We start from the raw sequence: 14316 nt of genomic DNA, 5'->3' as shown, positions 1-14316 counted from the left end.
GGTAAATGACGGGCCGATTACTCGACCGCTCGAACCGGCTGCAGCTGCATGCGAATCGCCCAGGCCAGCAGCACGAACACCCCCGCCAGGTAGCCGACATACTGGATACCGATATGGTCGGTCACCAGGCCGCCACACATCGCACCGAGCATGATACCGACGTTGATCGCCGCCACGTTCACCGAATTGACGATCTTGGCATCGGCCCCCGCCCGGCGGATCACGTCCATGCCGTTCATCATGCTCGCCCCGGCATGGCAAAACCCCGCCGCCGCCACGAACAACGGCACCAGCCACAGGCTCGCGCCAAACACCGAGACGCCGATAACGGCCACGGCCAGGGTCAACAACACCCGCTTGAACATCCCATCGAGCGGATTGGGCACACGTTTGGCCAGCAGCAGATTGCCGACGATATCCGCCACGCCATACAGCGCCAGCACCAACGTCACCTGCGCAGCAGGAAAGCCGGTGTGACGGGTCAGCAGCGTGGCGAGGAAACTGAAGACGGTCATGATGCCGGCGAACATCAGCAGATAACTCAGCAATGCCAAGGCGATGTCCCTTTTCCAGATCACGCTGAGGCGCCCGAGCAAGTTCTCTTGCGCCTGCGTGCGCTCACCCTCGGGCGGGCGCACCCAGCCGATCACCAGCACCAACGCCAAGGCGCTCAAGCCCGCCATCAGGCCCATGGCGTGCTCCCAGGTCCAGGCGTCACTCACCCACTTGCCCAGCGGCACCCCGACCACCGAAGCGATCGAAATGCCGATCAACACCCGGGAAATCGCCAGGCTCTGGGTATTGGCCGTGGACAACGCCGCGGCGGCCACGGTGGCGTTGGTCCAGAAGATCGCCACGCCGACACCGCCGAGCGCGCGACCGGCCAGCAGGATGGGGAAATTGTCGGTCATCGCGCAAACGGAGTTACCCAGAAACAGCGCCACGCAGGCCCAGATCAACAAGGCACGCATGCTGACTTTATGGGTGAAAGCGGCGATTAGCGGCGCGCTGATGCCCATGCCCAAAGCGAACGCCGTGACCAGCGCGCCGGCACTGCCGACGGTGATCTGCAGACTGGCGGCAATTTGCGGCAACAGGCCGGCGACGATGAACTCCGATGAGAGCATGACGAACGAGGTGAAGGTCAACACGTAAATGCGGGGGTTGAGCGAGTGATTCATAGGAAACTTAGCGTCCGGTGCCTGATCAAGATGCAAGAGAGAACGCAAGCCTACCTGACACGAGCCATCCTTGCAGATGGAATCGCCAGTGCTAGGCTAATGGAACAACAACAAACAAAGGACGCCACACGATGTACGCCCACAAGGATCTGCAAGATTGGCAAGCCGCCTGGACCATGTTCAATGAAGAAATCACCTGTTCCCAGTGCGCCGCACGACAGCCGAGCCGGCTCTCCAACACCGACTTCATTCATTCCCCCGCCTGCTCCCGCGCGGGCAAGGGTCAGCGGCCCTGGGAAGACCTGATGACCATGCTCATCGTGCCGCTGCCGCAAGCCGTGGGTGCATGACACTCATCCCTCCATCCTCAACACCAGACTCGGCGCCTGCCCTGGCACGTCGTCAAGCTCACCGTCGCGGTGCATACCGATCTTTTCCAGCACCCGCACGGACGCCAGATGTGCCGGTCTTACCACCGCGTAGATCCGCGGCACTCGCAGCTCGACGAACGCGAAATCGAGCGCCGCCTGGCTCAACTCCGTTGCATAGCCTTGACCCCAAGCCTCAAGCGCAAAACGGTAGCCCAGGTTCAAGCGCTCGACTAGCAGATAATCTCGCGCATCAATACCGCCAAAGCCGATCACCCGCTGGGGCTCGACCCGAAGGGCGATGGCCCACTGGCCGTAGCCTTTCTCGTCCCAGTGCTTCAGCCACCTGATCAACAATGCTCGCGCCTGCTCGATGTCCGTCAGCGGCCCGGCGGGATTGAAGGTATTAGTGGCCGGATCGCCATAGATCGCGAACAGCAGCTGCAGGTCATCCTCAGTGGGCGGGCGCAACACCAGTCGTGACGTCAACCTTTGCATGACTTTCTCCGATCCGGCCACCGTTCAGGCCTGCGCTTGCGACAATACGTTGGGTGATGCGCGCACACTCAACCACACATCCGCCAGCACGAAGCACACCAGGCTGACGCCCAGCACGGGCAGACAAATGCCTAACGCCAGCGCCACGGCGATTACCCCCAGCCGCGCCGCGGGCGCCAACTGCCGCCAGGCGTCAAAGAGCGTCAACTGCGGCGCAAGGGTCGGACGGCGTCGCCACCACATCAGGTAACCGAGCACCACCATCACCGCCAAGCCACTCGCAAACGCCACCAGCAACAGCTGATTGGCCAGGCCGAACAAGGCACCCATATGCGCATCGATGCCCCAACGAGTGAGCTTGGCTGGCAGCGAATATTGCTCGAAGCGCACCTGATCGATCACCTTCAAGCTCTGCGGATCGACCGCTACGGCGTCCACATGGGTCGGCCAGCGCCGATCGATCTCGTTCACCACCCAGGCTGTATCGGCGCTCTTGGCCGGGCGGATCTCCACCTTGGCCGCATCGATCCCGGCGCTGCGGGCACTGCTCAGCACGCTGTCGAACAATGCCGCATCCAAGGCACCCGGCGCGCCATGGGCGGCCATGTGCATATGATGTTCGGCGTGCTCGTCCATGGGCATTTTCATGCTCGCGGGCATGCTCGAGGCGTGGCCCAGCGACGTCGCCACACTGGGCGTCGACCAGCCATACCAGGCCCGCAGCACACCAATGTTATCGCCTGCGTACTGCGACCAGGTCAGCCCCGTGGCCGAGAAAAACAGCAGTCCCAGCGCCAGCCACAGCCCGGCGCTGGCATGCCAGCCACGCAGGCTACGCGCGCCGGGCCTGGCTCGCGCGCGGTTGACCGCCCACAACATCAGCCCACCCAGCACCGCCACCCACAGCCACGACGCCGCCAACTCGCTGTACAAGCGGCCAACATCACCCAGCAGCAAACCGCGGTGAAACTGATCGATCCAGGTGCGCAGCGGCAACACACCGCTGGTGCCATAGACAGTCATGTCACCGCGCACCGCGCCGCTGACCGGATCGATAAACACCGCGCGATTTTCGGATTCACCTAATGTCGGCGCGCTGAACATCACCCGCGTGGTATCCCCCGCCTTTGGCGCCGGGCGCACTGCAGCCACCGTCAAACGGGCATTACCGATCTGCGCCTGCGCGATGGCGACCTGCTCGGCCAGCGTCAGGTTCGGCCCGCGACTGCCGCTGTGCAGCGCATCGGCATAAAGATGTTCTTCGATCTGCGGTGTCAGGGCATACAGCACCCCGCTCAACGCCGCGACCAACAGAAAAGGCCCGACAAACAGGCCGACGTAAAAATGCAGCCGCTTGAGCAAGGCCACGACGGCCCCCGGCGCAGGGGAAGAGATTTGAGCAGACATAAGCACCCATCCAGCATAAAAAACAGCCGGCACGGCAGCGCACTGCCAGCCAGACACCATTGGTTTATCAAGCATGTACCCGCGCATTGACAGCGCGAGGGGGGCTAAGGCGCGCGGGGGTTGAGGGCGGGAAAGAACAACCGGAAGGACGACACCGGCCAACGCTCATGAAGCGCGGCGGGTGTTTGCCGCAAGCGAATCAGCCAGCCCAGGGCAGCAAAGACCACCATGGCCATGGCCAGAATGCCGGCGAAGGTACAGGCCCCGAACATGGATTTCAGGCTGTCATGGCTACTCCTTGTGGCAGGCTCCATGGCGGGCTGCATCGGCATCGACATGTCCATTTGCATCCCGGCATGGGCATCGACCGTGGACGCCGCCTCATCGTGCGGCGTGCTTTGCTCGGGCGCAGCGTCCATCCCCATCATCAGCCCATGGCCGATGCTGCAGGCGAGGCCGTTGAACAGGACGAAGGCAAACAGCATCCAGACAAGCGGCAGGCGGTGGGCGCGCAAGGAATTCATGGGCGCGAATGTAGCATTCTGACAATACGGCGCCTAGCAACGGATTGTTTGAAGGGCTTGCGGCAAAAGCATAAGCGTTGCCCTCTACGTTGTCTGGGCGGGCCTTTTCGCGGGCAAGCCTTGCTCCCACAGGTGTACCACTCGGGATCTGTGCCCACCGTGGGAGCAAATCTTTCACAGGTGTATGACTCAGGGACTGCTGGCACCTGTGGGAGCAAAGCTTGCTCGCGAAAGCGGTGTCGATGGCAGCGCCTACTTCGGATATGCGACACGCTTGATGGCGCGCTCGGTGCTGGCCTGCGCAGTCGACCTGTCGTCAACTCCCGCGCTGATGCGCCGCCTCAGTCTATAACCCTAGTTATAAATTCTTTTAAACAAGCGACAGGGCAAAAGCGCTAAAGTGCAAACACACCCATCGCCCAAAGGGTGTATCTGCTGGAACCCACAACGACCTATCCCAACTCCCCGCAAAACTCAACCTTCTGCGCGAAACTCACCATTGCATAAAAGGGTGATGATCGCTGCCCTTGTTCAAGGGACAATCCGGATCATATCTCGCACGCTCATGACAGTGACTTCAGTCTCGACGGCGTAACCTTTTTCCTGATTCCAGGCGGCGCAATGAACACTCATCATCTTGAAGCTTTCCAGCTGCTGGAAAAGGCCAGCAATATTCTCCATTGCCGCATTGCCTCGCAGTTGTTGCAATGGGAGCTGAGCGTCGTGCAATTTCAGACCTTGGAGTTGATCGTCTCGCGCAAGACCGTGACCCCCAGTCACTGCTCCCACGCGCTGAATATCTCCACGTCAGGTGTTACTCGGATACTGGACCAGTTGGAACGCCGATCACTGCTGCGTCGCGAGAAAGTCGGCCACGACCGCCGACTGGTGTACTTGCGACTCACCCAGTCGGGGCTGAAGATGTTCCAGCAGGCCTCGCAGACGTTGAACGATGGTTGCAAGGATATCGCCATGCGGTCCCCTCTGGCAGAACTGGCGGCGTTGAATGACGCGCTAAGAAAGCTTTCGCAAGCGATGCAAGCCCCGACCCTGAAGACCGCCCCGCAGCAGGTGCCAGAGCCCCGCCCAGTCAAGGCGCTGCGCGCGGGCTGATACGTGCACACGCAGCACCCGTCCCACTGACGCATAGCCGCATCAGGTTACTTCTTGTCCTCGCTATTGCCGTTTTGCATCTGCACTGACGCCTTGCTGGTGTCGGTATTGGCCTTGGTCTTGTTGTCGTCGTTCTGGAAGCATCCATGCAGCGCCAACAGGCTGCAGAACGTTATGCATGCATAGGTCTTTTTCATGACTGTCTCCTGCCTTATCGAGTGAACGCCAACCTGCCATTCACAGTTTAATGTGCTGTCGAAACGTCTGAAACCTGCCGATTGCAAACAAGTCGAGTGTCAACGCCGCACGGAACTGCTGGCGCGAAACAAAGGCCTGTTCGTCGAAACCTTCCAGACCGTGACGAAAATCCCCCATTGCGAATTTTGCCGCCATGGGTGTTTTGCGTATGTACATGGCAGGCCTCTTTCCTGACGTGGTACTCCTATGAAAATCGCCGGCCCGCAGTTGCACAGAATATCTTTCAATTCAATGACGAATGGTCGGTCAGCTCGGCCAATTCCAGCGCGTTGCCAACCGCCGCACCGCTGGCCGTGTTGTCGAAGATGCACCACGACTGGGCTCCTGCACGTGCGGCGGCAACCAGCTCGACCGCGAGCGACTGTATCTGCGACGTGTCGTAACTGTCGTGATAGATGCGCGGCGATCCATGCAGACGCCAGTAGCGCAATCCTGACCAGCCAGCGGGAGTCGAATCGCCGCTCAAGCGCGACGGGTCGACGGCGGCGCGCGCGATACGCTGAGCTTGCAGCAGTGGCTCGGCGGCCGCCCACGAGGCATGCCGCGGCTCCAGTACCACGCCGCCAGCGAACCGCTGACGAAGTGCGGCGAAAAAAGCCTCGGCCACCGCTTCATCGAACGTCAAGGAGGGCGGCAACTGCACCAGCAGACAGCCCAGCTTGGCCCCGAGGCCAGAGCACTGGGAGATAAACAGGTCGAGGAGTTGTTCGCAGCCCTGCAGGCGCTGACCGTGGGTGATCAACTTGGGCGCCTTGACGCTGAAGCGAAAATCATCAGGCACCGACTCGGCCCAGCGTACGTAGGTCTCGCGGCGATGGGGCCGGTAGAACGAGCTGTTGATTTCAACACCGCCCAAGCGTGCGCCGTAACGCTGCAGATGCGTGCCTTGCGCCGCAAAGTGCGCGGCGTACTGACGCGACAGGCTCCAGCCGGCGCAGCCGACTACTGCACTTGGGCGCTCGGACTGCACGTTACTCGGGCTCTTCGCTGCCATCTATCCCGGCGATATCTGGGTCGTCAGGGCTCGCTTCATCGGCATCGTCATTTTGCGGATGCTTGCCTGGATCGTTCACATAGGGCAGGCCATTCGGGCCCTTCTCTTCATTGCCTTCGGTTTCAGGGGTCATGGGCTTCTCCGTGATGCATCGATTGAGGGGATGCACTGCATTGGAAGAAGCCCGCGGCCAAACGTTCAGTCGGCGCGCAGGTGACGCTACCCCAGTGCCAGACGCGCTTGCTTGCTGCGCAGATCGGCCATGGGATTACGCCCGGCGAGCATCCAGGCGTGCTCCCCATCATTCCAATACAGCACGTTAAGACCGTTGCGAACCTCTTCGGCCGGGGCGTGCGGCGCGTCGGCAGATCGCACGAAACACAGCGCCAACGGCCCGTACTGCTGATCGAGGTACACCAGTTGCGCGATCAGGTCGACGTCGTAGCGCAGCACCTGGGCGCGGCGCAGGTGCGCCCCGGGCAGGCTGATCCACGCAGGTGTCAGAGCAATCCCCAACTGCTCGCCGACCCGAGCCAGTTGCGGCGCCTGAGTAGCGGCGCTGGGGTCGAGACCTTCCAGCGTCTGCTCGGTATAGAGCGCCATGTACTGGGCCACCGAGCCGCGCCAGCTGCCGTTGGCGACCCAGTGGGTGGATTGCCAGCCGTGCCAGGTGCGGTCCGCCACTACGCCAGCGACCACGCAGGCTGCCGCACCGGCCAGCAAGCGCCGCCGCGACCACGAACTCGCCACCGGCGTGGCCGCAGCGACAGGTGGCAGGCCGCCGAGCATGGCCTGCAAGTGCGCCAGCGGTGCGGCGTCGAGCAGCGGTGCAAAGCCTTCCGGGATGCCCACGCAGCCCTGTTCAAGGAAGGTCAGGCGTTGCGCGATGGCCGGTTCGCGCTCGCGCAAGGCCTCGATGCGCGCCGCGTCGCTGGCGTCCAGTTCGCCATCCAGAAACGCCACCAGCGTCGTATCCGAAGGGAGTTCAAGGCGTGTACGTGTCATGGTTGGCCACCCGAAAGGTGCTGTGCAAGGTTCATGTGTTCCGCCAGGCGTATGCGCGCGGCGGCCAGGCGGCTCATCACCGTGCCGATGGGAATCTGCTGGATATCGGCTGTTTCCCGATAGCTGAGCCCTTCCACATAGGCCAGGAACACCGTCTCGCGCTGGGCCTCGGGCAGTGCCTGAATCTGGCGCATGACCTGGCTGGCGAGAATCTGGTTTTCGACCGCCAGGCCCTCGTCACCGGCAGCCAGGCTGTCGCTGTCAACGAAACCCTGCCCGTGACGCACGCGCTGTGAGCGAACCTCGTTGAGCCAGATGGAATGCAGGATCGAAAACAGCCAGCGATCCAGGCGTGTACCGGGCCGATAATGCCCTGCCCGTTCAAGCGCCCGCACGCAAGTGGCCTGGACCAGGTCATCGGCGACATGGCGCTCGCGCGACAGCACCCAGGCGTAGCGCCACAGCCTGGCCAAGCAAGGGGAAAGGCCCTGGCGGACGTTGTCGGTACTGTAGGGCTCGGGCGGTTCGATCGGCACAGGGTCTATTCCACGCAGGCTTCAGGCAGGGCTCGGCACAACTATCAGCGATCGGCAATCAGCGATCAGCGCCCAGGCCACATCCGCACCAGCACGCCATCCTTGAACCAATAATGATGGGCCAGTGCCATGCAGGCATGCAGCCCCGCCAGGATGATCAGCGCCCAGGCGACATTTTCATGCAGCCCTCCCAGAGTGTGGCGCCAGTCCGGGTTGGGCGCCATCAGCGATGGCACGCTGAACACGCCAAAAAACTCGAACGCCTCACCCTGGGCCCAGCGGAACATGAACCCCAGCACGATCTGCGCCAGCAACAAGATATACAACAAAGCGTGCCCGGCCTTGGCTGCGAGCCCGGCCACCCCCGGCAGGTGAGACAGGCGGCGACCTTGGGTGAGGCGCCACAGCAGCCGCCCGATGATCGCTACGGCCAGCAGAATCCCCATGGAGATATGCAACGCTTGCAGGTTATGCCGCAACGGCGTGCCTTTGGCCAGGAACGACCAGATCTGCGCACTGGCGAACAAAGCGATCACCAGTACGGCAGTGACCCAATGGAAGAACATCGTGGCGTGATCATAACGTTCACGCGGGGTGAGCAAGGGCTTGGCGACGAGCATCAGGGGCGACCTTATGGAGGGGTGACCCGTAGTGAACACCTGGGGGCGGGACTTTATTCGTTCGCCACTAAAAAACTTTCCACCGCTGGCGGGAGTCAGCGGGCAACCGAGCCGCGACCACCGAGCCCGCAGCGGTCTCCCTGACCTCCTGCGGGCTGGGCCTGCATCAACGCACGATCGACGGCACGCCTCAGTGAAAGAAATACCAGCCGACATAGGCCGCAAAAGCGACGTACAGCAGGGCAATCGCCATCAGGTTGCGCGAATCGACTTCGCCCTTACGGAACATGAACCAAGTGATCGCTACCGAGAACGCTGTTACAACACCAGAGGCGAACAACGGTGTATCGAACAACCACGGCGTATAGAACAGACCCAACGCACTGGGAATCGTCGCCTGAATCATCATGGCGCCAGAGATATTAGCCAAGGCCAAGCGCTCTTTGCCTTGTTTGATCCAGATCAGCGCGTTCATGATTTCCGGCAATTCCGTAGCCACCGGGCTCAACAACAACGCCACGATATGCGGTGAAATACCGAAGAGAACGCCGATATGTTCCAACTGTGAAACGAAGATATGCGAGGCGGCGCCAATGACACACAAGGCAATGATCGATTGCAATGCCGCCCAGCCCATCGACGCGTTACCGGGGCGTATCTTCAGCGGTTCCAACTCTTCCTCTTCAGGAGCAGTATCGGCGCTGGTAATTTCTCGCCAGACATATAAGCCATAGGAGGCCAAGAACAATATGCCCAACCAGGGTTTGATAGCGAATGCCACCAGACCAAGGCCGACCTTGAACACGAAAATGACCAGAAACGCCAGCTGATCGTTGGCCAACGCCTTGCGATCGACGCGGACCAGAGTGTCGCCACGCGCGAGCTTGCGACGGTTGAGCCAGAGCGCAAAACCGACCACGGCATAGGCGATGGTCGCCAGCACCAAAGGGCCGCCCATGGCCGAGCCAACGCCAATGTCCTTCTGTTCAGGAGTGGTGCCGAAGGCAACTGCGGTGAAGGTCACGGCACTTTCCGGCAACGCCGTGCCAAAGGCCGCCAGTACAGTGCCCACCGCTGTGGCACCCAGTTTCATATGGCGGCCGCACCATTCAATGCCATTGACGAAGAATTCGCATGACAAGTAAATAATCGCAGCAGAGGCGAAGAACAGCACTAGGGTTGAAATCATCAGACGCACAGACCGGGCAAGCAGATTACCAATGGCACACGGCATGGCTTACCCGGTCGGTAAACACGCAGTGGCCAAAGGTCTCGCCGGGCATATTCAGACTTGACTGAATGTGCTGATCACGCCATGAAGCAAGGGGCTTCAATTATGTTGACGTGAACTCTTCAACCGGGCGGTTGAAGATAGCTACTCCCCAATGACAAGGGCGCGCATTATTCCAGCGAGCAGATGATATTGCAAGCGCATTAAACATTGATCGACTTGTCATATAAACGTCATCAAATTTCATTAAATAACACTCAATCGCATTTGCACTTGAGGCCGTTTAATACCGATCAGTGCCCTGCTCCGCCAGGTCGCGGCGGCGAAAATGAATTTTTCGTTAGTGGGTTGTCTGGGCGATTGCGCTGGGTATACTCCGCGCAGATTTTCAATACGGAGACCCTCAGTGGGCACTTGTTCGAGTGACAGACGTCAGCCGGTTCGCGGAACCGGAATCAGCTCAGCGATCTAGCCCGCAGGTCTCCTGCCGTCTTTCGCCGAGCGTGAAAGGCGGTACCTTCAGCGCATTGTCAATGCGCCTGTAGTCACCCCTTCTCTTCTGACTGCGCAGTCTTGCGACTGGCGGATCATTCATGGGCGCGCGTGTTTTGCGTCGCGTCGTCATGGACTCGCCTCAAGTGTCCGCCCAAGGTCTCTTTGCCCGCCCTCTGGTTGTTCGGGGAAATACCATGCGCCAAAACCGTCAAAAAGCCTGTTTCGCCTTTCTCCTGCATCCCCTGCGTTGGATGCAGGGCCGCTCGATGAGTGGCGAGGCCGTACCCGAACGATTACCCCATTCCAGTCAGCCATAAAGGCCCTTTGAAACCATGTCCGAAGACCCGTATTTGAGCCGGCCTGCGTGACCACCCCGTGTGGTCGCGTGGGCGCCACCTGGAGTTGATCACCATGAAATACGAACTGTTGAAAGAATTCTTCCAGAGCCTGCTGCGCTCTCGCCGTCAGGCCCAGCATTTTCGCCGCGGCACCATCCTGGAGAGCATGAGCGGCACCGGCGTGAGCCGTGAAGTACCCAAGACCCTGGCGAGCTCACTGGCCGAAGCGGCGCAGGCCGTTCCCGCCGAGCTGGTCGCGCGCATGGACGCCCATCAAGACGGCCTGACCGAGGCGCAGGCCACTGCGCTGCGGGCCATCCACGGTGCCAACGAAGTCCAGCACGACAAGCCGCTGACCTGGTATCGCCACCTCTGGGACTGCTACAAAAACCCGTTCAACATGCTCCTGACCTTGCTTGCTATCGTGTCCTTCGCCACCGAAGACATGAAGGCGACCGTGGTCATTTCGAGCATGGTGCTGCTGTCGACCTTCCTGCGCTTCTGGCAGGAGATCAAGTCCAACAAGGCCGCCGACGCGCTCAAGGCCATGGTCAGCAACACGGCCACGGTCTTGCGCCGGTCCTCGCCGTCCGCCGAACCGGACGCCGCGCAGGCGCCTGCGCCCAAAGCCATGGGCAAACCAGGGCGCATCGAGCTGCCGATCAGCCAGTTGGTGCCCGGCGACATGCTGGTGCTGTCGGCCGGCGACATGATCCCGGCCGATTGCCGCGTGCTGACCGCCAAGGACCTGTTCGTCAGCCAGGCGGCCATGACCGGTGAATCGATGCCGGTAGAGAAGTTCGTGGTGCAGCCCGGCGCTGCCTCGATCAACCCGCTGGAACTGGACAACATCCTGTTCATGGGCACCAATGTGGTGTCAGGCTCGGCCATCGCGCTGGTCCTGGCGACCGGTCAGCACACCTATTTCGGCGCCCTGGCGCAGCGGGTCAGTGCGGTGGACCGCGCACCGACGACGTTCCAGGCCGGCGTCAACAAAGTCAGCTGGCTGTTGATCCGCTTCATGTTCGTGATGGCGCCCTTGGTGATGTTCATCAACGGCTTCACCAAGGGTGACTGGACCGAAGCACTGCTGTTCGCGCTGTCCATCGCCGTCGGCCTGACCCCGGAAATGCTGCCGATGATCGTCACCTCGACGCTGGCCAAGGGCGCGGTGGTGCTGTCACGCCAGAAAGTCATCGTCAAACGTCTGGACGCGATCCAGAACTTCGGCGCCATGGATGTACTGTGCACCGACAAGACCGGCACCCTGACGCAGGACAAGATCTTCCTCGCCCGCCACGTCGATGTCTGGGGTGAAGAGTCCGACGCGGTGCTGGAAATGGCCTATCTCAACAGCTACTACCAGACCGGCCTGAAGAACCTGCTCGATGTCGCCGTGCTCGAGCACGCCGAAGTGCACAGCGAACTGCAGGTCAGTACCGCCTTCACCAAGGTCGATGAAGTGCCTTTCGACTTCGTGCGCCGGCGCATGTCGGTGGTGGTCGCCGAACATGAACATCACCAGCATCTGCTGATTTGCAAAGGCGCGGTCGAAGAAGTGCTGCAAGTCTGCACGCGCGTACGCCATGGCGAGATCGACGAGCCGTTGACCGAAGCACTCTTGAGCCGGATTCGCCAGGTCACCGCTTCGATCAACGAAGAGGGCCTGCGCGTGGTCGCCGTGGCGGCGCGTCATACCTCTCAGGCGCAAAGCGTCTACGGCCTGGCCGATGAACAGGAGCTCACCCTGATCGGTTATGTAGCGTTCCTCGATCCGCCCAAGGAAAGCACCGCACCGGCCATCAAGGCGCTGGCCGAACACGGCGTGGCGGTGAAGATCCTCACCGGCGACAACGAACTGGTCACCGCCAAGATCTGCCGCGAAGTGGGACTTGCCCAGCAAGGGCTGCTCAAGGGCGGCGATATCGAGGGCATGACCGACGCCCAGCTGGCCCAGGCCGTGGAGACCACCAACGTCTTCGCCAAGCTGACCCCCGCCCACAAGGAGCGGATCGTGCGAATGCTCAAGAGCAACGGCCATGTGGTCGGCTTCATGGGTGACGGCATCAACGACGCCCCGGCCTTGCGTGCGGCAGATATCGGCATCTCGGTGGACACCGCCGTGGACATCGCCAAGGAAGCCGCCGACATCATCCTTCTGGAAAAAAGCCTGATGGTCCTTGAAGAGGGCATCCTCGAAGGGCGCCGCACCTTCGCCAACATGCTCAAGTACATCAAGATGACCGCCAGCTCGAACTTCGGCAACGTGTTCTCGGTGCTGGTCGCCTCGGCATTCATCCCGTTCCTGCCGATGCTGCCCATGCACCTGCTGGTGCAGAACCTGCTTTACGATATCTCGCAGATCGCCATTCCGTTCGACAACGTCGATGAAGAGCAACTGCAGAAACCCCAGCGCTGGCAGCCCGGCGAGATTGGCCGTTTCATGGTGTTTTTCGGGCCGATCAGCTCGGTGTTCGACATCACCACCTTCCTCATGATGTGGTACGTGTTCGGGGCAAAGACTCCCGAGCATCAAACCCTGTTCCAGTCGGGCTGGTTCATCGTCGGCCTGCTGACCCAGACCCTGGTGGTGCACATGATTCGCACCGCCAAGGTGCCGTTCATTCAAAGCCGCGCGTCGATGCCGCTGATGATCATGACCGGGGTCATCATGGCGGTCGGGATCTTCCTGCCGATGGGCCCGCTGGCCGAGTACTTCAAGCTGCAGGCGTTGCCACCGCTGTACTTCGCCTTGCTGCCGTTCATCCTGATCGGCTACGTGGCACTGACCCAGGCGATGAAAGGCATCTACAGCCGTCGGTACGGCTGGCAATAAGGCTGCGTTCGAAGCGGGTACGGATCATAAGTCCGTACCCTGTTTTTATGCCTACAGCCGAAAGTGCTGGTGGAGACTCTGCGCCAGCAGCTCGATTGCCTCATCGTCCTTGGCCGAGGCCGAGCGCACCAGCACCACCTCGTGCTCGCCGATGTCAGGCATACCTTCGAGCACCGTCATGGCCGCCGTCACCGCCTCGCGGTCCATCAAGGCGACGGCCAGGCCGGCCTCGACACAAGCGCGAACCGCCTGGGTCGACGGGCTGTCGAGCACCACTCGCCAGCGTCGACCGGCGCGCTTCAGGGATTCGAGCATGGCCTGTCGATATGGGCAGTCAGCCGCGTACAGCGCTACCGGCAGCGGATCGGGCCAGGCGCTACTGGCCGAGGCCGCCGTCACCCATACCGGCGTCGTCACCGCCAGCACATGCGCCACCGGGCTACCTTGGCCGCGGGGTTGCGACATCAGTGCCAACTGCAATTTGCCGCGCTGGACCCACTGGTTGAGGGTGTAGCTGGGCGCCGTCTTGACCTCCAGCACGACGTTGGGCCAGGCCGCAGTGAAGATCGGCAGGATGTCGCGGATGACGTGGGCGGCGTATTCATCGGGCACCCCGAGGGTGATGCGCCCGGCCAGGCGCGTGCCCTGCAACTGCGCCAGCACGCGGTCATGGGTGTGCAAGAGTTCTGCTGTGGCGGCCAGCAGGCGCTTGCCCAGCGGCGTCAGCGCCACCGACTGGTTGTCGCGATCGAGCAGGCGCCCGCCGGCCACCGCCTCAAGTCGCTGGACGTGGACGCTGACGGCCGCAGGGCTCTTGTGCAACTGCTGGGCAGCGGCGCTGAATTTGCCCAGGCGCACCACGGCGTGAAAGGTGCGCAACAGCTCGATATCGAGGATGGCGTTCATGCTTCA

General features: G+C 61.5%; 16 protein-coding genes and 1 riboswitch. Of the genes, 3 read left to right on the top strand and 13 right to left on the bottom strand.

The window, feature by feature from the left end; all coding sequences use genetic code 11:
- Window positions 1–17 precede the first annotated feature (17 nt).
- Window positions 18–1181, bottom strand: a complete 1164-nt coding sequence (locus tag REH34_RS27165) for an MFS transporter (RefSeq protein ID WP_311969874.1) — start codon at window positions 1179–1181, stop codon at window positions 18–20.
- 131 nt (window positions 1182–1312) lie between these two features.
- Between REH34_RS27165 and REH34_RS27160 the strand changes: the two genes are divergently transcribed.
- Window positions 1313–1531, top strand: a complete 219-nt coding sequence (locus tag REH34_RS27160) for a hypothetical protein (RefSeq protein ID WP_311969873.1) — start codon at window positions 1313–1315, stop codon at window positions 1529–1531.
- Between the two features lie 3 nt (window positions 1532–1534).
- On the opposite strand, the gene REH34_RS27155 is transcribed toward REH34_RS27160, so the two are convergent.
- The 3 genes from REH34_RS27155 to REH34_RS27145 form a co-directional block, all read right to left on the bottom strand.
- Window positions 1535–2047: a GNAT family N-acetyltransferase gene (locus tag REH34_RS27155; protein ID WP_311969872.1), complete on the bottom strand. Its 513-nt coding sequence runs from the start codon at window positions 2045–2047 to the stop codon at window positions 1535–1537.
- Window positions 2048–2071: 24 nt separating this feature from the next.
- On the bottom strand, window positions 2072–3454 hold the full coding sequence (locus tag REH34_RS27150; RefSeq protein WP_311969871.1) for a PepSY-associated TM helix domain-containing protein: 1383 nt from the start codon (window positions 3452–3454) through the stop codon (window positions 2072–2074).
- Between the two features lie 104 nt (window positions 3455–3558).
- Window positions 3559–3969, bottom strand: coding sequence for a DUF2946 family protein (locus REH34_RS27145; protein ID WP_311969870.1), 411 nt, complete (start codon window positions 3967–3969; stop codon window positions 3559–3561).
- 630 nt (window positions 3970–4599) lie between these two features.
- Between REH34_RS27145 and REH34_RS27140 the strand changes: the two genes are divergently transcribed.
- The gene (locus REH34_RS27140; RefSeq protein WP_311969869.1) at window positions 4600–5091 is read left to right on the top strand and encodes a MarR family transcriptional regulator; all 492 of its coding nucleotides are present in this window, start codon (window positions 4600–4602) and stop codon (window positions 5089–5091) included.
- Between the two features lie 47 nt (window positions 5092–5138).
- On the opposite strand, the gene REH34_RS27135 is transcribed toward REH34_RS27140, so the two are convergent.
- The 8 genes from REH34_RS27135 to REH34_RS27100 all read right to left on the bottom strand — a co-directional run bounded on the left by REH34_RS27135 (window position 5139) and on the right by REH34_RS27100 (window position 9738).
- Window positions 5139–5288 (bottom strand): hypothetical protein, encoded by a 150-nt coding sequence (locus REH34_RS27135; protein ID WP_226502176.1) that lies wholly within the window; start codon window positions 5286–5288, stop codon window positions 5139–5141.
- A 40-nt stretch (window positions 5289–5328) separates the two neighbouring features.
- Window positions 5329–5505 (bottom strand): hypothetical protein, encoded by a 177-nt coding sequence (locus REH34_RS27130; RefSeq protein WP_311969868.1) that lies wholly within the window; start codon window positions 5503–5505, stop codon window positions 5329–5331.
- A gap of 67 nt (window positions 5506–5572) precedes the next feature.
- Window positions 5573–6319, bottom strand: a complete 747-nt coding sequence (locus tag REH34_RS27125; RefSeq protein ID WP_311969867.1) for a DUF72 domain-containing protein — start codon at window positions 6317–6319, stop codon at window positions 5573–5575.
- 1 nt (window position 6320) lies between these two features.
- A complete protein-coding gene (locus tag REH34_RS27120; protein ID WP_226502173.1) occupies window positions 6321–6476 on the bottom strand; it encodes a hypothetical protein in 156 nt (51 codons plus the stop codon).
- A gap of 86 nt (window positions 6477–6562) precedes the next feature.
- Window positions 6563–7348, bottom strand: coding sequence for a hypothetical protein (locus REH34_RS27115; RefSeq protein ID WP_311969866.1), 786 nt, complete (start codon window positions 7346–7348; stop codon window positions 6563–6565).
- Window positions 7345–7884 (bottom strand): RNA polymerase sigma factor, encoded by a 540-nt coding sequence (locus tag REH34_RS27110; protein ID WP_226502171.1) that lies wholly within the window; start codon window positions 7882–7884, stop codon window positions 7345–7347. Before REH34_RS27110 ends, REH34_RS27115 begins: the two co-directional genes overlap by 4 nt.
- 65 nt (window positions 7885–7949) lie before the next feature.
- A complete protein-coding gene (locus REH34_RS27105; protein WP_311969865.1) occupies window positions 7950–8504 on the bottom strand; it encodes a cytochrome b in 555 nt (184 codons plus the stop codon).
- Window positions 8505–8694: 190 nt separating this feature from the next.
- The gene (locus REH34_RS27100; RefSeq protein ID WP_311969864.1) at window positions 8695–9738 is read right to left on the bottom strand and encodes a hypothetical protein; all 1044 of its coding nucleotides are present in this window, start codon (window positions 9736–9738) and stop codon (window positions 8695–8697) included.
- Window positions 9727–9900, bottom strand: a riboswitch (yybP-ykoY riboswitch). Its footprint overlaps the gene before it by 12 nt.
- 741 nt (window positions 9901–10641) lie before the next feature.
- Here REH34_RS27100 and mgtA point away from each other — a divergent pair.
- The gene (gene mgtA, locus REH34_RS27095) at window positions 10642–13404 is read left to right on the top strand and encodes a magnesium-translocating P-type ATPase (protein WP_311969863.1); all 2763 of its coding nucleotides are present in this window, start codon (window positions 10642–10644) and stop codon (window positions 13402–13404) included.
- A 51-nt stretch (window positions 13405–13455) separates the two neighbouring features.
- Here mgtA and REH34_RS27090 read toward each other — a convergent pair whose 3' ends face one another.
- Window positions 13456–14310: a LysR family transcriptional regulator gene (locus REH34_RS27090; protein ID WP_311969862.1), complete on the bottom strand. Its 855-nt coding sequence runs from the start codon at window positions 14308–14310 to the stop codon at window positions 13456–13458.
- Window positions 14311–14316: the final 6 nt, after the last annotated feature.

The organism is Pseudomonas baltica, from assembly GCF_031880315.1.
Classification (GTDB): Bacteria; Pseudomonadota; Gammaproteobacteria; order Pseudomonadales; family Pseudomonadaceae; genus Aquipseudomonas.
This window is presented reverse-complemented; position numbering and strand designations above follow the sequence as displayed.